Origin of the sequence: Paenibacillus chitinolyticus NBRC 15660 (assembly GCF_000739915.1) — a bacterium.
GTDB lineage: Bacteria > Bacillota > Bacilli > Paenibacillales > NBRC-103111 > Paenibacillus_F > Paenibacillus_F chitinolyticus.
Genome location: NZ_BBJT01000011.1, coordinates 150,242 through 175,939, shown reverse-complemented (window position 1 = coordinate 175,939; position 25,698 = coordinate 150,242). Strand labels below are relative to the sequence as shown.

Here is a 25,698-nt window from a genome sequence, read left to right as displayed (position 1 = left end):
GAATGGCGGTACGGGCTTACCTTTATACAGCGGATTCGAGGGCAAACTGCTTCCGGATGAACGGACGGTAGGCTTGCAGAGCTTTATTAAGCTTCATCTGCTGCATAGCTGCGTTCGCCTGAACAAGCGATTCTTCCGCTTCCTCAGATTGCTCCGCCGGACCGGGACGGTCATCATCTTGGGGCCGTTTCCACTCGTTCGTTTCTCCCAATCTGCGAAGCATTGCGGGCATACCGGATTGCTGCCGGGCTTCTTTGCCAGAAGCGGCGTCCCGCTGCTCAGCAAGGAACCCGCTCGTTTGGCCTTGCTCCGCCTGGCCTGCCTTGCCGCTCCGATCCTGCCGGGTATAGAGCATCTCGGGAAAGGATCCGCGCGGGCTTACAGGGCCCAGCCCGTTCATACGGCGGATGGCCTGAATCCGAAATAAGTTGGAATGACTGCGGTACGTCTCATTCACGTACTGGGGTGTAACTATATACATAACCGTCCGCCACCTTTCAGGAACGTGCTTTTAAGAATTCCTTCTTTTTTCGACTTCCATATAGTTACAATCATATTACCACGTTTTTAACGTTTTGAAAGCATGAAGTTAGACAAGTTTATAAAATTTTTTTATCGCTTAATGCCGGAACTACGGACGGTGAGCGCCGATAATAGGAGTAAGGACAGGAAGACGGTTTGACGCTTCTCTTCCGCCGACTTACAATGAAGGCATATCAGACAGGGAAAAATAAAGGGGATTTGACAGTGAACGGGTCAACGATATTGGTCATCATCGGCTTTTTTGTCCTATGCGTAGTCTTTATGTGGGGCATGTCCAAAAAATATAAGAAATAAAACGGTATAAACTTAGAGGATGAATACCTGTTTACGGAGCAAAGCCTCCCATTTCGCATACGATGCAGTATCTGCAAACCATGTGGAGGCGATGTTTTCTTGATCCGCAAACGAATTCCGGCCAAGGATGACAGGATACTGGTGCGTCTGACTGAAAAGGAGCTCTTGCCTTACACAAGGATGACTGTACCGGAGGCGAACGTTAACCTTTCGGAAATGAAGAAAAGATTTAAGCTGGGTGAAACCTTTGTAGTTGACGAAGGGTCGTCCGCTGCGGGTTTTGTCAGCGTTCAAGTGTCGGATGACAGCCTGTTTGTCGATATGCTGGCGGTCGACTCGCGTTTTCAGGGACGGGGGCTCGGTACTTCTTTGATGGAGCACGCCGAAAGATACGGCCGTAAATTGAAATGCAGGGCTTCGCGGCTGTATGTGGATTCGGTAAACGAGAAGGCCATTTCCTTCTATTTGTCGAAAGGATATACCATTAAAAGCTATGTGCCCCAGCTTCGCATTCATTTAATGGAAAAAGGGCTTTGAAAAAATGTTCTCCGCTCCGGAAAAAGAATAAACCAGGAATGTGTCCATTCCTGGTTTTGGGGAATAGTAAAGTGAACGGTCCGCTTTCTATTGAAGTACAATGAGAGCGGCAATAAAATTTCGGTCCAGCACGAGGGGATAATATCCTTCCGGGTGCGCTATGACGGGCTGACTTTCTTCGGCAGCAAGTTTGACCGATTTTTTGCCGCCGTTCTTGGCCACTTTTATTTTTTTGGTTGTTTTGGGAGAAAGATTTTTTACACTGGGTTTTTCGTTTAGAATCAGATTTCCTCGATCGAGCCGGCTAAGTATACCGAAAATTTCCGTGCCGTCTCTTAAGTAAACGAGAATGGGTCTGCCGATATGGGGCTTGATTTGCTCCCTGCTTGCGGGATCGATTCGCTGCACCGCGCTGCACCTCCATGGGGAGAATTCTGATAACAGCCTATGGCGGGGAAGCGGAAACGGATTGGACAGATGCCCGGTTTGCGAAAAAAAGTTGAATCCCTTATGCAATTTCGGTATGCTTATTCTAATCTAAAATCACAGAGAAAGAATGATGCGACGATGAATGGTGCTGTTTTTCTGATTTTCGGAGCTACAGGAGATTTGGCCAAGAGAAAATTGTTTCCCGCCTTTTACAGCTTATACCGTGAGGGCAAGCTGAATGAACATTTCGCCGTAATCGGACTTGCGCGCCGTTCCAGGACGAACGAGCAGTTCCGTGAAGATCTGCGTGATTCTATTAACGAATTCGCCCGTCATCATGTGCAGGACGACGAGGACTGGGCTAAATTTGCGGAACATTTCGAATATTTGCCGCTCGACATTAACAATGTGGACGGGTTCCGCCAATTGAACACACTGACGCAGCAGCTGGACGTCAAATTCCAGACTAACGGCAACCGTCTGTTCTATCTGGCGCTTGCTCCGGAGCTGTTCGGCAACGTGTCTTACAATCTCCGCGAAGGCGGTCTGCTTGAAACTACCGGTTGGCATCGTCTCGTGATCGAGAAGCCGTTCGGCTACGATTTGGAATCGGCAGGCAAGCTGAACCAGCAGCTCCGTCAAGTGTTCGAGGAGAAAGATATTTACCGCATTGACCATTACCTGGGTAAAGAAATGGTCCAGAACATTGAAGTGGTCCGTTTTGCGAACGCCTTTTTCGAGCCGCTGTGGAATAACAAGTACATAGCCAACATTCAGATCACGTTGGGCGAAACCGTCGGCGTCGAAGACCGCGGCGGTTATTACGACCATTCGGGAGCTCTACGCGATATGGCGCAGAACCATATGCTCCAGATGCTTGCCATGATGGCCATGGAGCCGCCGAGCCGTCTTCATCCGGAAGATATCCGGGATGAGAAGGTGAAGGTGCTGCGTTCCCTGCGGCCTTTCGAGTCCGCCGAAGAGGTCACTAAGAATGTCGTGCGCGGCCAGTATACGGCAGGACAACTGAACGGCAAGGACATGCCTGCTTACCGCAGCGAAGAGAGCGTCAACCCTGAATCGAACACGGAAACGTACTTGGCGGCGCGTGTTTTTGTGGACAACTTCCGCTGGGCGGGAGTTCCGTTCTACATCCGTACCGGCAAGCGTCTGCCCGTGAAATCCACGGAGGTTGTCGTGGAGTTCAAGAACGTGCCGGACAACGTCTATCTGGCTAACAAGCATGACCTGCAGCCGAACCTGCTCGTATTCCGCGTGAATCCGATGGAAGGCATTTATTTGCAAATGAATGCCAAAAAGCCTGGCGCCGAAGGAGTCATTATCCCGATCGCGATGGATTTCTGCCAAAGCTGCCAGGTGGGGCTTAACACGCCGGAAGCATACGAGCGTCTGATCTTCGACGCTATGCGCGGAGATTCCACTTACTTCACCCGCTGGGACGAAGTGGCGCACGCGTGGCAGTTCGTGGACGCCATCGCTCAGGCATGGAAAGAAAACAGCGGAGACCTTGCCCATTATCCGGCAGGCTCCTGGGGCCCGGACGCAGCCAACGAGCTGCTCGCCGCCGACGGATTCAAGTGGTGGCCGGTGAACGGCCAGCATGAAGGCGAAGTCATCTGGGCGAGCCAGTCTTAAACCGGCCGTTCCGGTTTCACAAACAAGAGGTTGACGGAAGCACCCTGCGGCTTAGGCTGAGGGGTGCTTCTTTTGCTGGCCGCTTACTTGAATGAGAAAAAGGGTGGGTCTTTATTAGGGAACACCGGGAGGGAAGCCATGTACCGCATTCTGATTGTCGAGGACGATGATAAAATCGCCCACATTTTGAAAGACACTTTAACCAGATATGAATATGAGGTTTTCCGCGCGGTTCGTTTTCACGATATTAAGGGAGAGGCCGCGGAACTGGAGCCCGATCTGATTTTGCTGGACATCAACCTTCCCCGTTACGACGGGTTCTACTGGTGCCGTCAAATACGCACGTTCTCCAACGTGCCGATTATTTTCCTGTCGGCGCGGACGGGGGAGATGGACCAAGTGATGGCGATCGAAAACGGCGGCGACGACTATTTGACGAAGCCGTTTAATTTGGACGTCGTGCTGGCCAAGGTCAAAGGCGCGCTGCGGCGAGCATACGGGGAATACGCCCAGGCGCAGCCGTCCAGAGACGAATGGGAGCTGAACGGCCTGAAGCTGGATCGGATGAAGAACACTCTGGAATTCGCCGGGAAACGGATGGAATTGACGAAAAACGAGCTGCTGCTGTTCGACTGCCTGGCCCACAGGGCGGGAAGTATTGCAGGCAGGGAGGAGCTGCTGGAGGCCCTTTGGGACGACGTTCATTTCGTCGATGACAACACGCTGACGGTGAATGTCACGCGGGTAAGGCGGAAGCTGGAAGAAATCGGCCTGCCGGGCATTATCGAAACGGTCCGGGGCCAGGGTTACCGTCTTCAGACGGAATGGGGGAATACCGGCGATGCATGACAAAGCTTGGACGCGGAAACGATTTTTGTTTGACCGGCTTTTGTACACGGCGGCCTTCTTTTTCGCTATCCTGCTTGTTTTGGTCGTGTTGTGGCTGGACCGTATGGAGGCGGGGCTGCCCGTTAAACCGGACAATCTGGTGTACTTGTTCCTGCTGGCCGGAGCCGTATGGATAGGGGTACTGATTTATGATTATGTCCGGCAGGCCGGTTACGCAAGCGCGCTGAACAAGAGGCTCGGCGAATCCGCCCAAAGCTCGCTGGACAGTGCATTATTTCTGCCGTCCCGGACAATGGAGCAGCAGGCGGTCAACGAGCTGCTGCAGAAGCAGCATCGGGCTTATTTGTCCACGCTGTCTTCTTACCGGGCGTCTCAGGAGCAGCATCTGCATTTTACGAACCAGTGGGTCCACCAGCTCAAAACGCCGGTTTCCGTCATCGACCTGCTTATCCAGCAGTCGGAGGGAACTCTGACACCGCCGGAACGGATACAGGAGCTGCTTACGAGCATTCAGGAGGAGAACGAGAAGATTGCCTCGGGTCTCCAGATGATGCTCTACACGGCCAGGCTCGAAAAATTCGAGCTGGATGTCCATCCCCGGCGGATTGAGCTTACGGCCGTAGCCCGACGGATCGTGAACGACTATAAGAAAGCCTGTATCCGGGCGTCTATCTTTCCGAAAATCGAGTCGTCCGCCCCGGACATTTACGTGGAAACCGACGAGAAGTGGCTATCGTTCGTGCTTCACCAGCTTATCGGCAATGCGATTAAGTACTCCCGTAAGCGGGAGGGGAACAAGCCGCTCCTTATCCGGATTGAACAAAAGTCTTACGGGACCCGGCTTGAGGTCCAAGACAGCGGCATCGGAATCGCTGCTGAAGATTTGCCGAGGGTCTTTGACGCTTTTTTCACGGGAGAGAACGGAAGAGGCGTCGTTACGGAGTCGACGGGGATGGGATTGTATCTCGTCAAGCAGGTTATGTCCCGGCTGGGGCACCAGGTTGACATACAATCCGAGCCCGGCCAAGGAACGACGGTCAGCCTGATGTTTCAGAGCCAGGGTCTTCACCGGTTCGGAGAGCGGGATGAAGCGGGCGGAGTACGGCCCGGGTCCCGGGTGACGAAAATGTAAGGTTAGCCCGCCGCATTGAAAGGCAAATCAATAGGTAGCTTCTCCTCGGAGGTCTATACTAGGAACATAGACACGATCAATGGAGGGATACCGAATGGCGGTTTTGAAAGCCGAGCAGGTAACGAAAATATACGGAACGAAAAGCAATTTGACCTATAAAGCATTGGAGAACATCGGCCTTGAAATCGGCGAGGGAGAATTCGTCGGCGTCATGGGGCCTTCGGGAAGCGGGAAAACGACGCTGCTGAACATACTGGCCACGATAGACAAACCGACGAGCGGCCATATCGAGATCAACGGAACGGACCCCGCGGCTTTATCGGGGAAACAGCTCGCCTTGTTCCGGCGGCGTGAGCTGGGATTTATTTTCCAGGACTTCAACCTTCTCGACACCTTGTCGATCCGGGAAAATATAATTTTGCCGCTTGCCCTGGACAAAAAGCCGGTGGCGGAAATCGAGAGCCGGCTTAAGCCGTGCGCCGAGTTGCTCGGGATCACGGCGATTCTGGACAAACGGACTTACGAAGTGTCCGGCGGTCAGAAGCAGAGGGCGGCCATCGCCCGGGCCATCATCCATAGACCGTCCATCCTGCTTGCGGACGAGCTGACGGGCAACCTGGATTCCAAAGCCGCCAAGGATGTGATGGAATCGCTGAAGGAGCTGAACGAGCAGCTCGGAGCCACCATTATGATGGTAACGCACGATCCCTTTGCGGCGAGCTACTGCAAGCGGATTGTGTTCATCAAGGACGGGAAGCTGTTCTCGGAACTGAGACGGGGAGCGAACCGGCAGGCCTTTTTCCAGCAGATTCTCGATTCGTTAAGTGTACTTGGGGGGAATTTCGATGAATTTTCGACAGCTCGCCCTTAAAAATATCCGCGGCAATTGGCACCAGTACGGCGCTTTTTTCTGGAGCAGCGTGTTCTCCGTTACGATTTTTTATATTTATTCCGCGTTTATTCTGCATCCGGACGTCATAAACGGTTCGATGCCGGCCGCATCTAAGATCCGGGAAGTGATGATCGCCTGCGATTATATCATTGTCATTTTCTCTTTCTTTTTTATCCTTTACTCGATGTCGGCATTTTTTAAATCACGGAAAAAAGAATTCGGCCTGCTGACGCTGTTCGGCATGACCAAAGGACAGATCCGCTGGATGGTACTGCTGGAGAATGTTATTATCTCCATTCTTGCCGTCGCCTGCGGCATCGGAATCGGTTCGCTGTTCAGCAAGCTGTTCTTTATGGGGCTGGCCCGGCTGCTTGAGGTCGATTCCCCGATCCGGTTCGTCATTCCTGTAAAGGCGGTACTGCTCACGGTTATCGGGTTTCTGCTGCTGTTTCTGACCATTACTCTGCTGACCCTTTATCAGGTGGGACGCTCGGAAATCATCGATCTGCTCCGGGCCTCCAAACAGCCGAAAAAGATGCCGGCTTTCTCGATCTGGCTCGTGGTCCTCTCGGCCGTCTGTCTGGTCGCAGGCTATACGCTGGCTTATCAGATTACGTTGATGAATTTTATTCTCTATTTCATGCCGGTCGTCTTTCTTACGGTGCTGGGAACGTATTTTTTGTTCACCCAGGGAAGTGTGTTTATTCTCCGGAGGCTCCAGCGACGGACTTCGCTTTATTACAATCAGACGAATCTGATTACGATATCGCAGCTGACGTTCAAGCTGAAAGACAATGCGCGGATGTTATTTATGGTTTCCATTCTGTCCGCCGTCATCTTGTCCGCATCCGGTACGGTGTATGTGATCCTTAAAGATACCCGCAACCAGCTCATGGAGCATTACCCTCAATCCATCGCCTTTGCGGAAAAAGGGCTGGACAGTCACCGCGTACTGGATCCGGATGTATTGAAAAGCACCCTGAAACAAAACGGGGTGGAGCTGGATTACGAAGTACGCATGGCGGGTATTCCGGTCCGTATCCCCGTCGAGCTGGGTGGCAGAGTCCGGGAGCAGCAGCTGTTCATCGTCTCGGAGGAGGACTACAACACTCAGGCCAAACGGCAGGGCAAGCCGGAGCTGCGGGTGGAGCGGGGCCATGCCTCGTACATTTACCCGTATAAGGAGCAGCAGCGCAAGTCTTTCACCCCCGGTCAAAACCTGGAAGCGAAGCTGAAAACGGGAACCCGTACCTTTACGCTGGACGAACAAATTAACGGGTCCGTTGTTCCCACTCAATTCGATATCTCGACTTTGCTCGTGACGGATGCATCGGAGTTCAAGGAAATGATGGACGCCACCCCGAACGAGGACAAAAGCGTCTTATACGGCTACGAGATCAAAAATTGGGAGGAAGCCTCCCCGACCGTACATCAGATCGAAAAGATGGTGCCCGAGCAGGAGAAGCAGAATTTCGGGACTCGTGTCAATCAGTACTTGGAAACGAAACAATTGATGTCGCTGATGCTATTCATCGGAATTTTCGTCAGTTTTCTATTCTTTATCGCCTCGGGCAGCATGATCTATTTTAAGCTGTTTACCGAGATCGAGGAGGACCAGGCCCAATTCCGGGCTCTCACCCGGATAGGGATTACGGATAAGGAAATCAGGCGGACGGTTTCCAAGCAGGTCGGGATGATCTTTTTTATCCCTCTTGTGGTCGGACTGGTCCATACATCCTTTGCGATGAAGGCGCTTGGTAATATGCTGATCTCGAACATATGGCCTTACGCGGCGGTGGTGTTCGTGATTTTCGCTCTGATGCAGACGCTGTATTTCCTGGCCGCCAGACGCTCGTACATGAAGAGAATTTTAGCGCATTCGGTTCGTTAGGCTCAAAAGGCTTTTCTATCCCGCTGTCGGTCGGCGGGGCGGAAAAGCCTTTTTATTTTTAATTTGTAAATTGTTTGATATGTAAAATATTATGCATATTGACGATAAAAGACAAAAAATGAGGTATAACTAAATTGTAAATCTATGGAATTTAAAGATGGGAGAGAAGAGAGATGTATAGAAAAGGGGACAGTCTGGACGACTTCATTTTATTCGATCGCATTTGGACCCGGGTCTGGCAGCAGCAGGGCTTTGAGCTGGAATTTACCCGCCGGGACGCGGATTGCTACCTGATTCTCTCCGATGACGGTGAAGTGGCCGGGACGGTTGAGTTCAAACGCTATGACCCCGGCCGTCATCCGATCGACGCTCTCGCTCCGTTCTCCGAACATCCCGCACTTGCGCCGGGCAATGCTGTGGAAGTGGACAAGGTGGCACTCCTTCCGGAGTACCGGGGCCGCAACCTGGACAAGCTCATTTCGCTCATCGTCCATTACTGTGAAAATCGCGGCCGCACGCATATCGTGGCGCTGATGGAACCCAAACTGTGCAAGGCTCTGCGCATGGCATTCCGGATCAAGCTTGAGCGCATAGCGGAGCCTTTCCACTACAAGGGAGGGATGGTCGTACCCGTCGTATGCGACGTAAGCCGCCTCTACCTGAATAAACCCGCTTACGGCTGGCTGCTTCCGAATCCGGAACAGCCGGAAATCATCCTGCCTGCCGTCGGCTCTTGAAAAAGAAAACAGGAACACCCTCGTGCCGGGGTGTTCCTGTTTTCTTTAACCGCGGGTCATGGCCTTCAAATTCGTGATGAGGCTGTCCAGACGCTGATAGCTCGTCACGATATCTTTAATGCGGGCATCATGATTCTCAAGCCCCGCCATAATCTCTTCGAAGGAAGCCATATTCTGCTCCGTGCTTCCGGCGATGGCGACGATTTCGTGAGAAATTTTGCGGTACTCCTCCTGCAGCAGCGCAACGGATTCTTCCACGTGATCGGACTGGTTTTTGACGAGTCCTGTATTGTCGGCTACCCGCTGGATGATGCTCTCGACCTGTTCGTTGGCGGCGCGTCCCGCCGTAATCGCCTGCCTCCCGAGATTCACCTGTTTGGTCACCTCGATGCTCGTGTGGCGGATGCCCTGGAGAATGTCGTTGATCTCTTCCGTGGAGCGGCGGGAGTTCTCGGCGAGCTTGCGGACTTCGTCGGATACGACGGCAAAGCCTTTGCCGTGCTCTCCGGCCCGGGCGGCCTCGATTGCCGCGTTGAGCGCAAGCAGGTTGATCTGAGATGTGATGTCGTTGATTAGCCCGACCATGCTGCCGATGCGTACGCCTTGTTCGTTCAGATCATTCATCAAATGGACGGTCCGGTGAATGATGCTGTAGACGGTTTCGATTTCCGCGCTGAGGGCATGAACCTGTTCGCTCCCCTGACTCGTCAGGCCGATATTCTCCGTAGACAGCCGCTGGAGCGTACCGGAGCCATCGGCTACGCTGGAGACGACCCGTTCGACTTCCTGGACGAAACCGCTGATATCCACCACAATTTGAGTCTGATGCTCTACGCTGGTAGAGACTTCGCCGAACGTGGCGGTGACCTCTTGCGAAATTTTTCCGGCTGTAGCCACATTCGTTTTGAGTGTGTCGTTGAATTCGTTTAACACTTGGACGGTAGATCCGACCTGTTCCAGCAGCGAGTCCGTCTGAGCCTTGGCGTCCAGGGTTTCCGCCTGCTTTTCCAGTACTTCTGTCTGAAGTTTCTCCGAGAATCGTGCGGAAGCGGCGGAAGCCGCAGTAATCATGGCGACGTAGAGCAGCAGGTTGGCGAGGGATTCTTTGGGGAACATGGCTTCGTAAAAACGCGGTTGGATGAATAAAAAGGCCGTTAATGCCCCTCCAAGTATGCCGGAGAATACGATAGGCCGATAATTGGAGTAGAGGGTCATCAGTGCGATGTTGACAAAAATGAGGTAATACGTGCTCGTCAGCGGTTCGGCATAAATCAGCAGGGTGGTCAAAACGGTTACGTTCACCGGAACAATATACATAACGAGCTGAGGCGCTATGTGTTTAACCGACATCAAGGTGCTGATTCCGCAAATCACTATACCGACAACGGCAAGCACAAGAACAACCTCTAAGCTGGCCGTCATAAGATCGATCACGATACCCAGAGCGAGCATGATCCACAGAATGCGGTTGAGCAGTTTGTTCCTTTTAAAAAGCAGATGGTTCGATTCCATGATTTCCCTCATCTCTTAATATTTGTTTACTTTCACCTAATCGGTTATTTAACGTAAAAAGTTTATAGATTTCGCTAAAAAATGTTAGTTTATTTTTGTGATTTTTTTTCGGAAGGCGCTTGAAGAATCCGCGTGCAGTGCGGCAAAAAACGGGTTATAATAGGGGGAAGCTTAGCCGGAAGGAGCTGGCAGATGGACAGGCGCTCGTTTCTCAAATGGCTGACCGCATTTTTTGCCATTCTGCTTGGGGCCGGTGCAGGAACCGTATTAAGCGGATTAAGGCGAAAATCCGGACTTTCGGACCGTGAGTCTGCCGTGGTCCAGGCGGAAGAAGCCGAAGAGCTCCCGGCCGGAGAGGATCTTCAGCTTCCGGATGATCCGCAGGCGGGGAAGGCGCTCGCCACTTTCGCGATCATGAGCGATATCCACGCTTCGCCCGACGATCCGCTGACTTTGGAGCATTTTAAGTCCGCTTTGAGCGATATGACGGCCATGAAGCAGCCGGTGGATGTTCTCCTTCTGACCGGCGATTGTACGGACTACGGGAGAGAGCGGGATTACAAGGAGCTGGGCCGGCTTATGAAGGCGTACAAGCTTCCGCCCGTGCACGCCAATATGGGGAATCACGAATATTACGATCTTTGGCTGGACAAAACCGGCGGGTTTAACCGGGAGGGCATGCCCAACGGCAAGACCGACGCGATGGCCAGGGAAAGATTTTTAACATTTTTCGGGTACAAACAGCCGTATAACCGGATGGATCTGGAGGGCTGCACCATTCTGCTGCTTTCACAGGAAGGCTACATGCAGGAGAAACCCGAGGCGGGTGAAGGCGCCTGGTACACGGACGCGCAGATGGAGTGGTTTAAAACCCAACTGGCGGGACTGGACAAAACGGCGCGGATCTTCATTATGATCCACCAGCCTCTGCCGATGCAGGGACGCAGCGGGGGAAGTCATCAGATCGTCCGCGGCAAGGAAATCCGGGAGCTGATCGCCCCGTACAAGAACGTTTTCGTTTTCTGCGGGCACCGGCATCAGGATTTCCAGAACGGATCGGCCCACTATCTGCAGGAGCCGTTTCACTATTTTCACAACTCGTCGGTCGGCCGGACATTGAACAAGGCTCTGCCGGATGCCCGAAAATCGAAGACGCAAGGTCTTTACGTCCAGGTTTTCGAGAATAAGGTCGTGGTCCGCGGCCGCGAATACGCCCAGCGCAGATGGCTGAAGGAAGCGCACTGGACGATCGCATTAAACAAGAAGAGCGTGTGACGCCGCAGACACCGGAAGCGGGCAGCGGCATAAGATGAACTATAGAGAAAGCAGGAAGGATCCAACCATGAGTACACCTTTACAAAAAGAGCTTCAAACCGAGGCGGCTAAGCGCCGCACGTTCGCCATTATTTCCCACCCCGATGCGGGTAAAACTACACTGACGGAAAAACTGCTGCTCTTCGGAGGCGCGATCCGCCTCGCCGGAACGGTTAAAGGCCGCAAGGTCGGCAAATACGCGACTTCCGACTGGATGGAAATCGAGAAGCAGCGGGGGATCTCCGTTACGTCGTCCGTTATGCAATTCGATTATCTCGGACACAAGGTCAACATTCTGGATACCCCGGGTCACCAGGATTTCAGTGAAGATACGTACCGCACCTTAACCGCCGCAGACAGCGCGGTGATGCTGATCGACGTTGCGAAGGGCGTCGAGGCTCAGACGATCAAGCTGTTCCAGGTATGCCGGATGAGAGGCATTCCGATTTTCACGTTTATCAACAAACTCGACCGTGAAGGCCGTGATCCGTTCGAACTGCTGGAAGAATTGGAGCAGGTTCTCGGTATCCGTTCGTACCCCATGAACTGGCCGATCGGCATGGGCAAGCGGTTCTGCGGCGTATACGACCGCCAGCGGACCCAATTGGAGCTGTTCCAGGGCGACGATCACAAGCAGGTTGCCGTCCGCAAGGTAGAAGGATACGAGGACCAGGTTATCAAGGAAATCGCGGGCGAGCATCTGTACGAGCAGCTCGGACAAGAGATGGAGCTTCTGGACGTTGCCGGCGACCCGTTTGATTACGAGAAAGTGATGAGGGGCGAGCTGACGCCGGTATTCTTCGGCAGTGCCGTCAACAACTTCGGCGTCCAGACGTTCCTGGAGAACTTCCTGGAACTGGCGCCGGCTCCGGAGCCGCGTAAAAACTCGCAGGGCGAAATGATAGAACCGACCAAAGAGAACTTCTCGGGGTATGTGTTCAAGATCCAGGCCAACATGAATCCGGCCCACCGGGACCGTATCGCGTTCCTGCGGATCGTGTCGGGCAAATTCCAGAGAGGCATGTCTGTGAAGCATGTGCGTGCCGGGAAGGAAATTAAGCTTTCTCAGCCGCAGCAGTTTCTTGCACAGGACCGCGACATTGTGGAGGAGGCGTATCCGGGAGATATCATCGGGTTGTTCGACCCGGGGATTTTCAGAATCGGGGACTCTCTCAGCCAGAAGGAAGAAATCGTGTTCGATGAGCTGCCTACGTTCTCGCCGGAAATTTTCGCCAAAGTGACCGTCAAGAACGCCTTGAAGCACAAACAGTACCAGAAGGGAATCGACCAGCTTACGGAGGAAGGAACCATCCAGGTGTTCCGGACTACCGGAGCGTTCGACGATACGATTCTAGGGGTAGTCGGCCAGCTTCAGTTCGAAGTGTTCGAGCACCGGATGAAGGCCGAGTACGGGGTAGATATCCAGCTTCAGCGCCTGGGCTTCCAGTTTGCGAGATGGATTATCGACGAGAAGATCGACCCGTCCCGCTTCCGCATTAACTCGCAGCTTGTCACGGACAAGAAAGGCAACTATGTTGCCCTGTTCGAGAGCGAGTACGCCCTGCGGTCCGCTATGGAGAAAAATCCGACTGCGCAGTTCCTGACAAACGCGCCTTAATAAACAAGGAGGACCCGGAGATTATTTTCCGGTCCTCCTTTAAATGAAAGCCGTTCCGCCGATTGGGCGGGACGGCTTTTTTGAATGTTTCAGTGTTTGGCGGGGTCTTGGTTCTCCGTCTCGGCTTCTTGTTTGCGGGCCCGCTTTTCGGCCGCAAAGGCCGTGATGATGCCGGCTGCAAGACCTGCAGCGAGAAAGAGAGGCCCGTACCATTCCGAGAGGACAAACGGATCGGCGGGCTTTCTTTCCTCCCAAGGCCCCGAATCCGTTTCGGCCGGCCGCACCCCGACCGAAACGGATTCGGGTAGCGGAGAGACGTTTCCCGGCGAGGGCGAAGAAGTTACGGCCGAGGAGGACTTTTTGATCTTCGCACCCAGTTTGTCCAGCAGGGCCGTAACTTCTTCCGGTTTGTAAAACCGGGAGAAAGGCTTCCCGCCGGAAAGCTGGATAAGGCCTTGATGCACTCCGTTCACGATAAACGGGTTTCCGGCTTTGAGGAGAAGCAGGTAACGCTCGCCCGGAAACATTTTGCCCTCATCGGCGAATTGAAGCACTTTTATCCGGATGAGCTCCTCGACATCCATACCGCCCTTAAGGATTTGATCGGGTTGAAGCGTGTAATGGTTGTCAGAATCCGATTTCTCTTCCCGGAGCACCGTTCCCGTCACAATAACGTCGGAATCCTCTGCGAGCTCTTTAAGCGGAATAAACGCATAATCGAGCGCATTCGCGTGATAAGGATTTATCATCAGGCCGATCAAGATCATCAAGACGGACACGTACTTTCTTCTCACGGGGTTCACCTCGCTTCTTTTTCTTACTAACGGAAAATTGGCCCTTAAGGTTGCCTTTTCCCGCCGTCAGGCGTTTGTCCGTGACGATCCTTGGCCCAGCCTCATAAGCTATTGGCAGGTTTGAATAATCTGTTCTAGCAGGCACGTCTGCGGATGGATAGGAGGAGGCACAGGATGAGAAGATATGTCCTGAGCAAGTGGGTAAAAACGGAGGCTGTCCTGCACAGCACGGCCGTGCGTCCTCATATACCGCCTACACGGATCCTGTCGGAAGAATCGCTGCGTGATATGTTGGACAAATATCGCATGGTGTACGTAAAACCCGACTGCGGGACGTTCGGCAGGGGCGTAATGCGGGTGGATTACAACGAACAAGACGCCAAGCCTTACCGGTATCGGCACCTGAAGACGACCCGAAGCTTTCAAACTTACGAGGACCTGTATCAATCGCTGAAGACGGCAACGGACGGGCGCAAATATTTGGCTCAAAAGGGCATTCGCATGCTGAAGCATGACAAGAACGTGTTCGATTTACGGGTCATAGTGCAGACCAAGCCGGGGGGGCAGTGGGAAGTAAGCGGAATGATCGGCAGAGTGTCCCAAACCGGCAAGGTGGTTACGAACTACCATAGCGGAGGAAAGCTGCGTTCCGTTGAGACATTACTCAGCCCCTATTTTGGCGCCAAAGAGTTGAAGCGCTTCAAAGCCAGGCTTAAACGGCTGGCTCACAGTACTGCTCTCGCTCTCCATTCGAAGTATCCGGGTATCCGGGAAATCGGGTTGGATGTCGCTGTCGATCAGGAACTTAAGCCGTGGGTGTTGGAAGTGAATACGAAGCCGGACCCGTATATTTTTAAAGTCCTGAAGGATAAGCGGATCTACGCGAAGGTACTGCGGTACTACAAGTACAACAAACGCAAATGAAAAAGAAACGGCCGGGCAGTGTCAGCCGGGCCGTCTTGGTTGGAAGAGCATCGTAAGAAGCGGTAAGAACGAGCAGCGGAGAAGAATAGGCCAAGCGCCGAAAGCCGCCGCTCTTAGACTTCTCCTTCTCCCGGCAGCTCTCCCGTATGAGCCGCTTTTCCCGGCTTGACGGGAAAACGCAGGCGGAATATGGTGCCTTGGCCGGGCACGCTCGACACGCGTATTTCGGCGTCGTGCGCCTCCATGAGCCGCTTCACGATCGAAAGCCCAAGGCCGGTTTCGCTCCGGTCTTTGGAGCGGGAAGGATCGGCCTTGTAGAAACGATCCCAGATCTGCTCCATCTCCTCGGCGGTCATTCCCCGCCCTGTGTCCGAGATGCTCAGCTCGGTTGCGGTCTCCGTCTGTCTCGCCGTCATACGGATGGTGCCGTGAGAGGTGAACTGGATGCTGTTTTTAATCAGATTAATCAAAATTTGCGTTAAACGGTCATAATCGCCGTAAATCATCGTGTCCGGAGGACAGTCGATTTCCAGAAGAAGGTCTTTGTCCCCGATCAGGAATTCGAAGGACTCCTTCAGCACTTCAAGCAAATCATTCAACGGATAATACTCCCGGCGCAGCGTGATGAGACCGTTTTGTATTTTTTCCATATCCAGCAGTTCGTTGATGAGACGGATAAGCCGGAGCGTTTCCTGCTCAATGATGCCGTAGTATTTGACCTGTTCTTCGTGTCCGGTGATGTACTCGCTTTTCAGACCTTCGACAATTCCCCGGATCGAGGTGAGCGGCGTTCTCAGTTCGTGCGTCACATCGGTAATAAAACGCCGCCGCTTGATTTCGATACGCTCCAGCTTGTGGGAAGTGAACTCCAGCTGTTCCGCCATCCGGTTAAAATCCCGGGAGAGATCTCCCAGCTCGTCCGTCCGCGCGAGATCGCTGCGCGTATCGTACCGTCCGTCGGCGATGCGCCGGGTGGCCTGCCGGATCGAAAGGACGGCCTGGCTCATATTGCGCGAAACGATAAGCGCGACGATCATGGCGAGCACAAAAACCACGATACCGGCGAGCACGACCATTTCGTAAACGCGGGAGAGCGTCTGCGTCATGCCTTTGACCGGAGACATGACAAACAAATAATTTTTGCCGTCGGAATGCTTTAATTTAAGCTCGTACGGATATACCAGATAGGGGTCCGGTCCGCTTTCTTCCACGATCAGGGCTTTGCCGCTCTGAAGCTTGGGGATCTGGGCGAGCAGGCTGTCCATAAACGTTTTGGACCGGAACGTCGGAGGAGTGGTGCGCTGGTCTTTAAAATAAAGCTGCCCTTTCGCATTCATGGCGATAAAGGAAATGCCCCGCTCTCTCAGAACCGTGCGGTAGGCGCTCAGCGTCAATTCGGGCACGACTTCCTCCCGGAGGATCAGCCGCGAAATCGTGTCACCGGCGCTCTCGAGCTCCTCCGTTTTCTCGTCGTAAATGTGGATCTTGAACAGATAGACGAAAATAAAACTCACGAGCACCAGAACAAGCAGAGACAGGAAGAGCAGCGAGACAAACTGTCTCTGAAAAAACGTGAAACGGTGCCGGGTCGGAATCAGCCTAAACTTCATCTTATTCCTCCAGTTTGTAGCCGACTCCCCAGACCGTGGCGATCAGCGGCCTCTCGGCGCTGCCGATTTTGGTGCGGAGTCTCTTGATGTGAACGTCGACCGTACGTTCATCCCCGTAAAAGTCGTACCCCCACACAGCTTCGAGAAGCTGCTCCCGGGTAAACACGCGTTTGGGATAGCGGACGAGCAGGGAGATCAAATCGAATTCCCGGGGCGTCAGATTCGTGAATTTATCCGGGCCGACGTAGACCTCTCGCGTGCTCGTATCGACTTTGATATCTTTGTGGACGAGCCGCTCTCCGTTGTCTTCGACAAGCTCCTCCGGGAACGCGGACTCCGCGGCACCGTTGTCGGCCATACTGCCGGGCCCGCTGTGATAGCGGCGCATAATCGCTTTGATGCGCGCGAGAAGCTCCAGCGGACTGAACGGCTTCGTGATGTAATCGTCCGCGCCGGATTCCAGTCCGAGTACGCGGTCGCCTTCTTCTCCGCGGGCCGTCAGCAGAATAACGGGGGTGTCCTGTGTCTTGCGGATCATCCGGCACAGCTCGATCCCGCTGCGGTTCGGAAGCATCCAGTCCAGAATAATCAGGTTCCAGGAGGCTTCACGGATCAGGGATTCGGCTTCGGAGCCCGTATGCACGAACGTAACGGTCCCTTCGCGCTCCAGAAAAGGGCGGAGCATTTCGCACACCGACCGGTCGTCTTCCACGACGAGCAGTTTCATTTTCGCTCAACTCCTTATATGACAAGCGGTTGTCCTGGCGGGCTTTGGCCGCAACCGTGATTGTTGTTCGAAGCTGCACGCGCGGCTTGTTTAAGGGCGCTTGCATAATCTTAGCATAGTCGGTCGGATAGGCGAGTGCAAGTAGGGCCGGAGCAGGCGGAAAGCACCTGCCGCCGATTGACAGTAAGCCGATGGACATGAGAAAATGAACGCGTGTTCATTTATTTTATCCGAAAAATTTCTTACAATAAGCGATAACGATCTTAATTAAATGGAGCGATTACGATCCAACTCAATCTATTTCCATTGAAATATCCATAGAAACCGGGCGGTAAGGAACGCCGGCTAGGGGGTAGCGGCATGGTAACGAGAAAAGATGTGGCAAAGATGGCGGGGGTATCCGAAGCGACGGTTTCCCGCGTTTTTAACAATGTAGGGCCTATGAAGGAAAGCACGAAGCAGAAAGTACTGGCGGCGGCCAAGGAGCTGAACTATCATCCCAATGCGGTGGCCCGCAGCTTCGCTCTGGGGAAAAGCGGTCATATCGGCCTGATTCTGCCGTATGTGCCGAAGGTGCACCTGTTCTCGACGTATTATTTCTCGGAAATATTGAGCGGAATCGGTGAAGGGGTCCGCAGGCACGGCTGCGATATGCTGGTCATGTTCCGTTCTCCCCACGAATCCGTGGATTACACGGAGCCTTACCGTTCCCGCAAAGTGGACGGGTGTATTTTTCTAGGCGCGCTGGACGTGCCCGCACAGCGGGAAGGGTTCCGGGAGCTCGATCGTCAGGGAATGCCGTTCGTGCTGATCAATCAGCATTACGAAGGGGAGACATACAGCGTTGTGGACGCCGACCATGAGCAGGGCTGCTACGAGGCGGTCAAGCACTTGCTGGAAGGCGGATACCGGCGGATCGCGTTTCTGAACGGGTCGCCGCAGTATTCGAACAGCGCGGACCGTCTGCGGGGCTATTACCGGGCCTTGAACGAAGCGGGTCTGGCGCCGGAGCCCGAGCTGATTCTGGAAGGCAACTACAGCCGGACAAGCGGCTACGCGGCGGCGGCACGGATTGCCGAACTCGGCGGCCGTGTCGACGCGGTATTCTCATCGAACGACCGGATGGCGGTCGGCCTCATGCAGGGCCTGAAGGAACGGGGCATCGTCCCCGGAGAAGATCTTGCCATCGTCGGATACGACGATTCCGAAGCGGCCAAGCTCAGCGATCCGCCGCTGACCTCCGTCTATGTCCCGTTCTTCGAGATGGGACTTCTCGCGGCCGATGCCCTGCTGAAGCGGATTAACGCTTCTCCGGAAGAGGATGAGCCGCCCGTTTCGTTCCATGAACGGCTTTCCACGAAGCTCGTCGTCCGTGCTTCCTCCAACCCGCGGCCGGGGGCTTAAGAGATCCGGCAGAAGAAGCAGCCTGCTTTTTGCGGGACCCTGTTCGTTCCGGTCGGTTCCGGTTCATCTGCTCTAAATCCCGGTATGCTATAATAGAGAAAAAAAGACCCGTTCTCAGCTTTAACTGCCTGAGCGGAAACAACGATGGCAGCAGGGACAACCTTCTGCCCGCACGGCAGGATTAACGGAGGATAGAGGGTCTGTAAGGGAGCGGATATCGTTTGGAGAAGGGACAACTGGTCGTTGTGACCGATTTTGACGGAACTTTGATGGAGCAGGATGTAGGGGCGACCCTGATGAAGGAACTTGGCGTGGAAGACCGCCCGGATGTCCGGGGGGAGCTGGAGCGTTTTTTGAACAAGGAAATCGGTTCACGGGAATGGATCCACACGTCCTACGGCCTGCTGGGGGACCGGCAGAAGGAAGTGAACGCCATCGCCGACCGCATGAATTTGAGGGACGGAGCCGAGGAATTTCTGGCGTATTGTAAAAACAAAAGCATTCCGGTGACCATTCTCAGCGACGGAATGAAATATTATATCGACCGCATCATGGCCGCCAATCACGTAACCGTTGACTCGGTTATTTCCAATCCGATTCAGTACGGGGAGGACGGCGCTTACACGCTGGGAACGCAAAATACGAACCCGGCCTGTTCCTGGTGCGGCTGCTGCAAATCAGGGGTTGTGCGCAAGCTGAAAGAAGAAGGCAACCGGGTCATTTATATAGGCGACGGCAGCAGCGATATATACGGCTCGGCCTATGCCGACTGGGTTTTTGCCCGCAGCAGTCTGGCCCGTTATTTGACGCGGGAGGAAATCTCCTTTTATCCGTTTGCCACGTTCCATGATATTTTGAAGGTTGTGCGGGAACAAGAAGAAAATTTTCTTACCGGCAGCCCGGAGCGCAGGGAACCGGCGGGGCACAGTTTTTGTAAATTCTGATCCACGTAGGTATAAAAAAAGTAAAAGCGGCAGCCGGCTGGCGAACAGCGGCTGCCGCCTTTCGGTTGACGACCGCCCGGGCGGGAATAGATCGGCGATGATAAGCCGGGTTTTAAGTCAAATGATCGTGCAATGCCGTAACAAGCTCGGACTGCTTCTCGGAGTCGATGTTTTTCCAAATCACTTCGAATAAAACACCAAGGCCCGGAAGTGCCTGCTCTTGGCCGTCAATGGAATCGTCGATGATTTCTTTCAGCTCGTCATTGGACTTTCCTTCGACCCGCTGAACAATCGCTTGCCGCAAACTGAGGATCATGCCTTATACGCCTCGCTTCCGTGTGGTTTCGTCTTTAATATGCTCGAAAACGGGGGCAATCATGCTATAATAAACTTCAGAATCAGGTATCCTAAAGCGTAAGGATGGAATGCCATGAAAAAACAGTTTGCGGTCATCGGAATGGGCCGTTTCGGATCGTCGGTAGCCAAAAACTTGACGGGACTCGGTTTCGAGGTTCTGGCGTTGGATCAGAGCGAAGAGCGCATCCAGGAAATATCTACGGTTGTCACGCATTCCGTACAAGTGGATTGCACCGACGAAGAGGCCTTGAGGGCGCTCGGTATACGCAATTTCGACGTTGTCGTTGTGGCAATCGGTGAAAATATACAGGCCAGCATTTTGGCTACGCTTCTCCTGAAAGACATCGGGATTCCGACCATCGTCGTTAAAGCGGCTAACGATCTCCACGGCAAGGTGCTGCGCAAGATCGGAGCGGACAAAATCATTTATCCCGAGCGGGATATGGGGCAAAGGGTTGCCCATCACCTCATTTCGCCCAATATTCTGGATTATATCGAGTTGTCGAGCGAACACAGCATTCTGGAAATGAAGGCCAACGACCGGATGGTCGGTAAAAATTTGCGGGATCTCGATCTTCGCGCCAAATTTCAGTGCAACGTGATCGCCGTCAAGAGGCAGGAGCAGCTCATCATTCCTCCGCCCGTCGAAACGCCTATCCAGCCCGGGGAAATTCTGATCGTGCTTGGCAACAACAAAGATTTAAAACGTTTTGAAGTCGAATATTCGGAGTAAATCAATCATGGCACAAGCATACAATCAGCCGGACATCACGTCCGTGCAAAACAATAGAGTGAAAGAATGGGCCGGCCTGCTGGACCGCAAAGGCCGGCAGAAAGCGGGCGCGTTCCTCATCGAGGGGATTCATCTCGTCGATGAGGCCGTCCGCGCCGGCGCTCCTGTCCGCACCCTCGTGTACGAGGCGGACAAGGGCCTGCCCGGCACGCTGGCGGACCATGCTGAAGCGGCCGGCATAGAGACCGTCTCGGTGACGCGCCCGATCATGGAGCGCTGCACCGACACGGAGACACCGCAGGGAATATTCGCGGTGGTAGACAAGCCGGCGGAGCCGGCCGAGACGCTGCTGGCGGATACCGGCAGCGATCTCGTGGTCGTGGTCGACGGGGTCCAGGACCCCGGGAACCTGGGCACGATTATCCGCAGCGCCGACGCGGTCGGCGCCTCTGCGGTCGTGCTCGGACGGGGGACCGTCGACCTGTACAACCCCAAAGCGATCCGCTCGACGATGGGATCGCTGTTCCATCTGCCGATCGTGGAGGCGGATCTGCAGGAGCTTCTGCCGGCCGCGCGCGAGGCGGGCCGGCAGATCGTCGTCACGAGCCTGCAGGCGGACTCGAGCTGCTATGCGCTCGATATGACCCGCCCGACCTGGCTCGTGGTGGGCAACGAAGGCCGCGGCGTATCGGACGCGGCCGGGGAGCTTGCCACGCATCGGGTGATTATCCCGATGCAGGGGCAGGCGGAGTCGCTCAACGTGGCGATGGCGACGACGGTGCTGCTTTTCGAGGCGTCGCGGCAGCGGCTTGCCGGCTCGTCCGTGTAGCCCGTTCATTCGAACACATGAAAAAAAGAAGAAGAGTCTTTCCTTGCGGAAGGAAGATCTTCTTCTTTTTTGTTTTTTTCCGGCTGCGGCGAAGTGAGTACGTGTCTGCTTGCATGGCGCTTTTATAAACGTCATCCCGTTCATCCCGCCAAACCTTCCCTACATAACACGGTTCACGGACGGTGCTAACTACTTCTTGCGCGCAAAGCCTTCCTCTTCCAGATACTCCACCGCTTCTTCGTAACTTTCAAAAACGGAATCCAGGTTCAATCCCGCATGAATAAACCACATTTCGTCGTCCAGCTTGACCGTTAGCACGTTTCCGTCTGCATTTACCCAGGTTTGTTCGTCCGGGAACGAAGAACCGGTTTTGTCATCTGCCGTAACGGACGTTCCCGCGCCGGCGGTTAACGACCGGATCGCAGCGCCGGCGAGATCTCGAAGCTGCTCTTCCGAATAATCGCGGATGTTGACGAGGCCTTTGTCGTCCGTCTCGGCGCCCTCAATTTGTCCGGCGTAAATGTACCCGTTTCCGTTCGGATGAAAATGGTAGCCGACCGTTTTTTTATCATAAGCGCTGTCTTCGTAATGAAAATTGACACGTCCGAGAGACACGTTTTTCCGCTGGAGTTCCGGGAAAGATTCCATAATGGCGATTTTTTGTTCAAAAGTGAGCATAGCTGCCTCCGTTATAGCTTTCATGATTTAATTGCTGATTGTATCATATCCTGTCGGAACGGGACACACAACCGGGAAGAGCCTTCTTTTTTAAAACGAGCCCGCATAGGGTAGTAGTAATGCCGCAGGACAGGGAGGAACACGGATGATCCGGCAAAGATGGAAGAGCAGGCCGACCCGCAAGCAAGGCTGGAAAAAAAGGCTGTTCATCGTGCTGCTCATTTTTATGCTTGTCTCGCTGCAGTCGTTTATTATGATCGAGCGGAATTTGAAGCCCCCGCTGATGAATCTGGCGAAAGTGCGGGTCAAGCAGATCGCCACCGAATCCATTAATGAAGCGATTTCCGATAGGATTTCCAGAGGAACGGATTTCGAGAAGTTGATCGATTGGAAAACGGACAGCAGCGGCAAAGTATCCGGCTTTATGCTGAATTATTCCGAGCATATGCGGATTACCGCCGAAACCCGCGGGGCCGTTCAAAGCCAGCTGAACCGGTTGACGGCGATTCCCGAGCATATCCCTCTCGGGCAGGCGATGGGAAGCGCCATTCTCGCTTCTTTCGGTCCGAATATCCCGATCCGGATTACGCCGGCAGGGGCCGTTAAAGTGGATCTCAGCACCCGTCATGAAAACGCGGGCATCAACATGATTCTCGTCGAAGTCTATATCCGGATCGTCGCCGAGGTTTCTGTTATCATCCCGTTCGATTCCGAACCCGAAATCGTCGAAACCGAAATTCCGATTTCCTATTCGCTTGTTGTCGGCGACGTGCCTATGTATTATTTCGACAACAAAGGGAATCCCGTCGGGTCGAGCAAGGATGCGGTGCCCCCGAGCATTTCGCTGCCGAATCTCAAAGGGCAGCCGACAGCGGGAAGCGGCGAAAAGCAGCAGCCCGGCGCTCATACGGAAGGAGTAACCAAGCCCGAGGGAGCGGGGGAGAAAAAGGCGGAGTAATCCGGGCGGAAAGCCGTTGGAAGGAGATTGTCCGATGTTTCCTAAGCCCGCCTATTTTTTGCGGGGAACAGAACAGGCCCTCTCTTCAGAGAAGGCCTGTTTGTTGATTCATAGGGGCCGGCGGAGGCGGAAGAGGAAGAGGGAGGTGGTCATTTCCCCGCCGCTCTTTTTTTGAACTCCTCGCGCTCCCACTTCTTCAGCGACGGGTAAGGGTCGAAAGGCCAATCCGCCAGGCCCCTGTCCCGGTACATGCCGAAATGAAGGTGAGGCGGAAATTTACCGGAGGTACCGGGTTTTCCGTACCCCGAGCTGCCGACCCAGCCGACGACTTGTCCGGGCGCTACGACGTCGCCTTCCTTGATTTTTTTATCGAATCCGGAAAGGTGCGCGTAATAATGATAAATATTATCGAGATCGCGTATGCCGATCCGCCAGCCCCCGTAAGGGTTCCAGCCCTTTACTTCTATGATGCCGTAGCTGGTACTGCGCACGGGAACTCCGTATCCGGCGAACAGGTCCGTCCCCTCGTGGATGCGGAAACCGCCCCAGCCCCGGCTCGCTCCCCACGTGCTGCGGTAGGAGTACTCCGCTTTGACCGGAAGGGGGAAAGCATGCTCGTGAAGACTGAGTGTCCCGAATTTTTCGAAGATATCCGCAAATTGTTCAATGCGTTCGACGCTGCGCGTATTGGAATAATGCTCCCACAAGGAAATGCGGATATCTTCCGGATCGTTTCCGTGGCGCAGCATCAGCCTTGCCATCGAGGCCAGACGATCGAGGTCGTTGCCGCGGTCGGCCAGACCGTCGCCCGAACCGTCTACCCCGACGCCGCCGAAAAAGGAGATGCTCCCCGGATCGGTATCTTCATGGTCGGGGTTAAGCATGCCGACCCAGGTCAGCTCCGGAAAGTCGATGTCGATAAGCCTTTCGGCAGCGTCTTTTTTGCGGATTTTGTTCATCGTATATTCATAGCGGTTCACAGCTGCGAGCAGGGGCCACGGTATCCCTGTAATTTCACTTACTTTCTGCAGGAGCTCTTTGCGCTCGGCATCCGGCGGCTGCTGCGGTTTGGCGGCCGGAGGAGGCGTCTTGACTGGCTCGGCTGCCGTCGCCGTCAGGGGGCCTACCGCGAGGCACATCGTTAATAAGCCCGCAAGCAGCCTTTTGGACGGCAGTATTCCTTTCATGCAATCACCTCTTCTTGGTGCTGATGACATTAGGATGTACAGGCTTGGTGGATTTATCCCGCGGAGGCCCAATTAAATGCCCGGCCGGAAGTGAAGAAAAGCGGCGTGGATTGTTTGTACATTCGTGCTATAATAAAAAAAGCCCGGCTTCCGTCAGGTTTCTCGTCTTGAATGAATTGGCGAGTATTCGGATCGGGAACGTTACAAGAAAAAACGCAAGGCCTTACAACCCTTGCGAACAAAAGGTGGAGCAAGCAATGGCAACTAAACCGTTACAGCGTAAGCCGGAATGGCTGAAAATAAAACTGAACACCGACGATAACTTCAAAGATCTGAAAAACATGATGCGTTCCAAAACGCTCCACACGGTATGTGAAGAAGCGAAATGCCCCAACATTCACGAATGCTGGGCGAACCGTACGGCCACTTTCATGATCCTCGGCGACATTTGTACCCGTGCCTGCCGTTTTTGCGCCGTTAAAACCGGCCTGCCGACCGAGCTCGATCTTCAAGAGCCGGAACGCGTAGCCGACGCCGCCGCTCAGATGGGACTCAAACACTGCGTCGTAACGTCCGTTGCGCGCGATGATCTGAAGGACGGCGGCGCGACGATTTTCGCCGAGACGATCCGCGCCGTGCGGAGTAAAGTGCCGTTCTGCGGCGTGGAAGTGCTGATTCCCGATTTTATGGGCGATGAAGCTTCCCTGCAGATCGTGATGGACGCGAAACCCGACATTCTGAACCACAACATCGAAACCGTCGAGCGCATGTCCGATCACGTCCGGGCCAAAGCCAAATACAGCCGCTCGCTTGAGCTGCTGGCGCGGGCGAAGAAGATGAACCTGGACATTCCGACGAAGTCCAGCATCATGATCGGGGTGGGCGAGGAGTGGGACGAAATCCTTCAGACCATGGACGATTTGCGCCGTCACGACTGCGACATTATGACGATCGGACAATACTTGCAGCCGACCAGAAAACATTTGGCCGTAGAAAAATATTATACGCCGGAGCAGTTCGCTCTGTTGAAGGAAGAAGGAATGAAGCGCGGATTCAAGCATGTGGAATCCGGCCCGCTCGTCCGCAGCTCGTACCATGCACATGAGCAGGTTCGATCGGCCTCACAGACGTCCGCTCCGTAACCGACGC

The 25,698-nt window shown here is 54.1% G+C and carries 25 protein-coding genes; 16 read left to right on the top strand and 9 right to left on the bottom strand.

All coding sequences use genetic code 11. From position 1 onward, the window contains the following. Positions 1-22: 22 nt before the first annotated feature. A complete protein-coding gene (locus PCH01S_RS23295; RefSeq protein WP_042233634.1) occupies positions 23-481 on the bottom strand; it encodes a hypothetical protein in 459 nt (152 codons plus the stop codon). A gap of 455 nt (positions 482-936) precedes the next feature. Between PCH01S_RS23295 and PCH01S_RS23290 the strand changes: the two genes are divergently transcribed. Continuing rightward, positions 937-1,374, top strand: coding sequence for a GNAT family N-acetyltransferase (locus PCH01S_RS23290; protein ID WP_042233632.1), 438 nt, complete (start codon positions 937-939; stop codon positions 1,372-1,374). Between the two features lie 87 nt (positions 1,375-1,461). On the opposite strand, the gene PCH01S_RS23285 is transcribed toward PCH01S_RS23290, so the two are convergent. After that, on the bottom strand, positions 1,462-1,782 hold the full coding sequence (locus PCH01S_RS23285) for an LSm family protein (RefSeq protein ID WP_042233630.1): 321 nt from the start codon (positions 1,780-1,782) through the stop codon (positions 1,462-1,464). A gap of 159 nt (positions 1,783-1,941) precedes the next feature. Here PCH01S_RS23285 and zwf point away from each other — a divergent pair, with 159 nt between their 5' ends. The 6 genes from zwf (at position 1,942) to PCH01S_RS23255 (ending at position 8,960) form a co-directional block, all read left to right on the top strand. Then, the gene (gene zwf, locus PCH01S_RS23280) at positions 1,942-3,459 is read left to right on the top strand and encodes a glucose-6-phosphate dehydrogenase (RefSeq protein WP_042233680.1); all 1,518 of its coding nucleotides are present in this window, start codon (positions 1,942-1,944) and stop codon (positions 3,457-3,459) included. A 138-nt stretch (positions 3,460-3,597) separates the two neighbouring features. Then, a complete protein-coding gene (locus PCH01S_RS23275; protein ID WP_042233628.1) occupies positions 3,598-4,308 on the top strand; it encodes a response regulator transcription factor in 711 nt (236 codons plus the stop codon). Beyond that, a complete protein-coding gene (locus tag PCH01S_RS23270; protein WP_042233624.1) occupies positions 4,301-5,440 on the top strand; it encodes a sensor histidine kinase in 1,140 nt (379 codons plus the stop codon). Before PCH01S_RS23275 ends, PCH01S_RS23270 begins: the two co-directional genes overlap by 8 nt. Before the next feature lie 94 nt (positions 5,441-5,534). Then, positions 5,535-6,311: an ABC transporter ATP-binding protein gene (locus tag PCH01S_RS23265; protein ID WP_009673076.1), complete on the top strand. Its 777-nt coding sequence runs from the start codon at positions 5,535-5,537 to the stop codon at positions 6,309-6,311. Beyond that, positions 6,286-8,223 (top strand): ABC transporter permease, encoded by a 1,938-nt coding sequence (locus PCH01S_RS23260; RefSeq protein ID WP_042233622.1) that lies wholly within the window; start codon positions 6,286-6,288, stop codon positions 8,221-8,223. The genes PCH01S_RS23265 and PCH01S_RS23260 overlap by 26 nt, the downstream gene beginning before the upstream one ends. Positions 8,224-8,396: 173 nt before the next feature. After that, entirely contained in the window at positions 8,397-8,960 is a 564-nt protein-coding gene (locus PCH01S_RS23255) for a GNAT family N-acetyltransferase (RefSeq protein ID WP_042233620.1), read from the top strand. A gap of 45 nt (positions 8,961-9,005) precedes the next feature. On the opposite strand, the gene PCH01S_RS23250 is transcribed toward PCH01S_RS23255, so the two are convergent. After that, positions 9,006-10,472, bottom strand: a complete 1,467-nt coding sequence (locus PCH01S_RS23250; protein WP_042233617.1) for a methyl-accepting chemotaxis protein — start codon at positions 10,470-10,472, stop codon at positions 9,006-9,008. A 192-nt stretch (positions 10,473-10,664) separates the two neighbouring features. On the opposite strand from PCH01S_RS23250, the gene PCH01S_RS23245 reads away from it, so the two are divergent. Both PCH01S_RS23245 and PCH01S_RS23240 read left to right on the top strand, forming a co-directional pair. Next, entirely contained in the window at positions 10,665-11,747 is a 1,083-nt protein-coding gene (locus PCH01S_RS23245) for a metallophosphoesterase family protein (RefSeq protein WP_042233613.1), read from the top strand. A gap of 67 nt (positions 11,748-11,814) precedes the next feature. Further along, complete coding sequence (locus PCH01S_RS23240; protein ID WP_042233611.1) at positions 11,815-13,404, top strand: peptide chain release factor 3; 1,590 nt, start codon at positions 11,815-11,817, stop codon at positions 13,402-13,404. A gap of 89 nt (positions 13,405-13,493) precedes the next feature. Here PCH01S_RS23240 and PCH01S_RS23235 read toward each other — a convergent pair whose 3' ends face one another. Next, entirely contained in the window at positions 13,494-14,198 is a 705-nt protein-coding gene (locus PCH01S_RS23235) for a hypothetical protein (protein WP_042233609.1), read from the bottom strand. Positions 14,199-14,372: 174 nt separating this feature from the next. On the opposite strand from PCH01S_RS23235, the gene PCH01S_RS23230 reads away from it, so the two are divergent. Then, the gene (locus PCH01S_RS23230; RefSeq protein WP_042233607.1) at positions 14,373-15,122 is read left to right on the top strand and encodes a YheC/YheD family protein; all 750 of its coding nucleotides are present in this window, start codon (positions 14,373-14,375) and stop codon (positions 15,120-15,122) included. A gap of 113 nt (positions 15,123-15,235) precedes the next feature. On the opposite strand, the gene PCH01S_RS23225 is transcribed toward PCH01S_RS23230, so the two are convergent. Both PCH01S_RS23225 and PCH01S_RS23220 read right to left on the bottom strand, forming a co-directional pair. Further along, complete coding sequence (locus PCH01S_RS23225; RefSeq protein ID WP_042233605.1) at positions 15,236-16,732, bottom strand: sensor histidine kinase; 1,497 nt, start codon at positions 16,730-16,732, stop codon at positions 15,236-15,238. 1 nt (position 16,733) lies between these two features. Beyond that, a complete protein-coding gene (locus PCH01S_RS23220; RefSeq protein ID WP_042233603.1) occupies positions 16,734-17,459 on the bottom strand; it encodes a response regulator transcription factor in 726 nt (241 codons plus the stop codon). A 360-nt stretch (positions 17,460-17,819) separates the two neighbouring features. Here PCH01S_RS23220 and PCH01S_RS23215 point away from each other — a divergent pair, with 360 nt between their 5' ends. Continuing rightward, entirely contained in the window at positions 17,820-18,863 is a 1,044-nt protein-coding gene (locus PCH01S_RS23215; RefSeq protein WP_042233600.1) for a LacI family DNA-binding transcriptional regulator, read from the top strand. Positions 18,864-19,084: 221 nt separating this feature from the next. Then, positions 19,085-19,807 carry an MtnX-like HAD-IB family phosphatase gene (locus PCH01S_RS23210; RefSeq protein WP_042233598.1) on the top strand — a complete coding sequence of 241 codons (723 nt, stop codon included), beginning with the start codon at positions 19,085-19,087 and terminating at the stop codon, positions 19,805-19,807. A 112-nt stretch (positions 19,808-19,919) separates the two neighbouring features. Here PCH01S_RS23210 and sspI read toward each other — a convergent pair whose 3' ends face one another. After that, the gene (gene sspI / locus PCH01S_RS23205; protein WP_042233596.1) at positions 19,920-20,123 is read right to left on the bottom strand and encodes a small acid-soluble spore protein SspI; all 204 of its coding nucleotides are present in this window, start codon (positions 20,121-20,123) and stop codon (positions 19,920-19,922) included. 114 nt (positions 20,124-20,237) lie between these two features. On the opposite strand from sspI, the gene PCH01S_RS23200 reads away from it, so the two are divergent. Both PCH01S_RS23200 and PCH01S_RS23195 read left to right on the top strand, forming a co-directional pair. After that, positions 20,238-20,897, top strand: a complete 660-nt coding sequence (locus tag PCH01S_RS23200; protein WP_042233594.1) for a potassium channel family protein — start codon at positions 20,238-20,240, stop codon at positions 20,895-20,897. A gap of 7 nt (positions 20,898-20,904) precedes the next feature. Next, positions 20,905-21,726 carry a TrmH family RNA methyltransferase gene (locus tag PCH01S_RS23195; protein ID WP_042233592.1) on the top strand — a complete coding sequence of 274 codons (822 nt, stop codon included), beginning with the start codon at positions 20,905-20,907 and terminating at the stop codon, positions 21,724-21,726. Between the two features lie 189 nt (positions 21,727-21,915). Here PCH01S_RS23195 and PCH01S_RS23190 read toward each other — a convergent pair whose 3' ends face one another. Further along, the gene (locus PCH01S_RS23190) at positions 21,916-22,404 is read right to left on the bottom strand and encodes a hypothetical protein (protein WP_042233590.1); all 489 of its coding nucleotides are present in this window, start codon (positions 22,402-22,404) and stop codon (positions 21,916-21,918) included. 145 nt (positions 22,405-22,549) lie between these two features. Between PCH01S_RS23190 and yunB the strand changes: the two genes are divergently transcribed. Beyond that, positions 22,550-23,362 carry a sporulation protein YunB gene (gene yunB, locus PCH01S_RS23185; protein WP_042233588.1) on the top strand — a complete coding sequence of 271 codons (813 nt, stop codon included), beginning with the start codon at positions 22,550-22,552 and terminating at the stop codon, positions 23,360-23,362. Positions 23,363-23,511: 149 nt separating this feature from the next. Here yunB and PCH01S_RS23180 read toward each other — a convergent pair whose 3' ends face one another. Further along, entirely contained in the window at positions 23,512-24,549 is a 1,038-nt protein-coding gene (locus PCH01S_RS23180; RefSeq protein ID WP_042233586.1) for a M23 family metallopeptidase, read from the bottom strand. Between the two features lie 23 nt (positions 24,550-24,572). Here PCH01S_RS23180 and lipA point away from each other — a divergent pair, with 23 nt between their 5' ends. Beyond that, positions 24,573-25,691, top strand: coding sequence for a lipoyl synthase (gene lipA, locus PCH01S_RS23175; protein WP_255246864.1), 1,119 nt, complete (start codon positions 24,573-24,575; stop codon positions 25,689-25,691). The last annotated feature ends 7 nt before the right edge of the window (positions 25,692-25,698 follow it).

What these genes read in the sequence shown, in the direction of transcription:
- PCH01S_RS23295 (WP_042233634.1), bottom strand. Translation starts at nt 481, where the DNA reads ATGTATATAGTTACACCCCAGTACGTGAATGAGACGTACCGCAGTCAT.
- zwf (WP_042233680.1), top strand. Translation starts at nt 1,942, where the DNA reads ATGAATGGTGCTGTTTTTCTGATTTTCGGAGCTACAGGAGATTTGGCC.
- PCH01S_RS23275 (WP_042233628.1), top strand. Translation starts at nt 3,598, where the DNA reads ATGTACCGCATTCTGATTGTCGAGGACGATGATAAAATCGCCCACATT.
- PCH01S_RS23270 (WP_042233624.1), top strand. Translation starts at nt 4,301, where the DNA reads ATGCATGACAAAGCTTGGACGCGGAAACGATTTTTGTTTGACCGGCTT.
- PCH01S_RS23265 (WP_009673076.1), top strand. Translation starts at nt 5,535, where the DNA reads ATGGCGGTTTTGAAAGCCGAGCAGGTAACGAAAATATACGGAACGAAA.
- PCH01S_RS23260 (WP_042233622.1), top strand. Translation starts at nt 6,286, where the DNA reads ATGAATTTTCGACAGCTCGCCCTTAAAAATATCCGCGGCAATTGGCAC.
- PCH01S_RS23255 (WP_042233620.1), top strand. Translation starts at nt 8,397, where the DNA reads ATGTATAGAAAAGGGGACAGTCTGGACGACTTCATTTTATTCGATCGC.
- PCH01S_RS23250 (WP_042233617.1), bottom strand. Translation starts at nt 10,472, where the DNA reads ATGGAATCGAACCATCTGCTTTTTAAAAGGAACAAACTGCTCAACCGC.
- PCH01S_RS23245 (WP_042233613.1), top strand. Translation starts at nt 10,665, where the DNA reads ATGGACAGGCGCTCGTTTCTCAAATGGCTGACCGCATTTTTTGCCATT.
- PCH01S_RS23240 (WP_042233611.1), top strand. Translation starts at nt 11,815, where the DNA reads ATGAGTACACCTTTACAAAAAGAGCTTCAAACCGAGGCGGCTAAGCGC.
- PCH01S_RS23230 (WP_042233607.1), top strand. Translation starts at nt 14,373, where the DNA reads ATGAGAAGATATGTCCTGAGCAAGTGGGTAAAAACGGAGGCTGTCCTG.
- PCH01S_RS23225 (WP_042233605.1), bottom strand. Translation starts at nt 16,732, where the DNA reads ATGAAGTTTAGGCTGATTCCGACCCGGCACCGTTTCACGTTTTTTCAG.
- PCH01S_RS23220 (WP_042233603.1), bottom strand. Translation starts at nt 17,459, where the DNA reads ATGAAACTGCTCGTCGTGGAAGACGACCGGTCGGTGTGCGAAATGCTC.
- PCH01S_RS23215 (WP_042233600.1), top strand. Translation starts at nt 17,820, where the DNA reads ATGGTAACGAGAAAAGATGTGGCAAAGATGGCGGGGGTATCCGAAGCG.
- sspI (WP_042233596.1), bottom strand. Translation starts at nt 20,123, where the DNA reads ATGATCCTCAGTTTGCGGCAAGCGATTGTTCAGCGGGTCGAAGGAAAG.
- PCH01S_RS23200 (WP_042233594.1), top strand. Translation starts at nt 20,238, where the DNA reads ATGAAAAAACAGTTTGCGGTCATCGGAATGGGCCGTTTCGGATCGTCG.
- PCH01S_RS23195 (WP_042233592.1), top strand. Translation starts at nt 20,905, where the DNA reads ATGGCACAAGCATACAATCAGCCGGACATCACGTCCGTGCAAAACAAT.
- PCH01S_RS23190 (WP_042233590.1), bottom strand. Translation starts at nt 22,404, where the DNA reads ATGCTCACTTTTGAACAAAAAATCGCCATTATGGAATCTTTCCCGGAA.
- yunB (WP_042233588.1), top strand. Translation starts at nt 22,550, where the DNA reads ATGATCCGGCAAAGATGGAAGAGCAGGCCGACCCGCAAGCAAGGCTGG.
- PCH01S_RS23180 (WP_042233586.1), bottom strand. Translation starts at nt 24,549, where the DNA reads ATGAAAGGAATACTGCCGTCCAAAAGGCTGCTTGCGGGCTTATTAACG.
- lipA (WP_255246864.1), top strand. Translation starts at nt 24,573, where the DNA reads ATGACATTAGGATGTACAGGCTTGGTGGATTTATCCCGCGGAGGCCCA.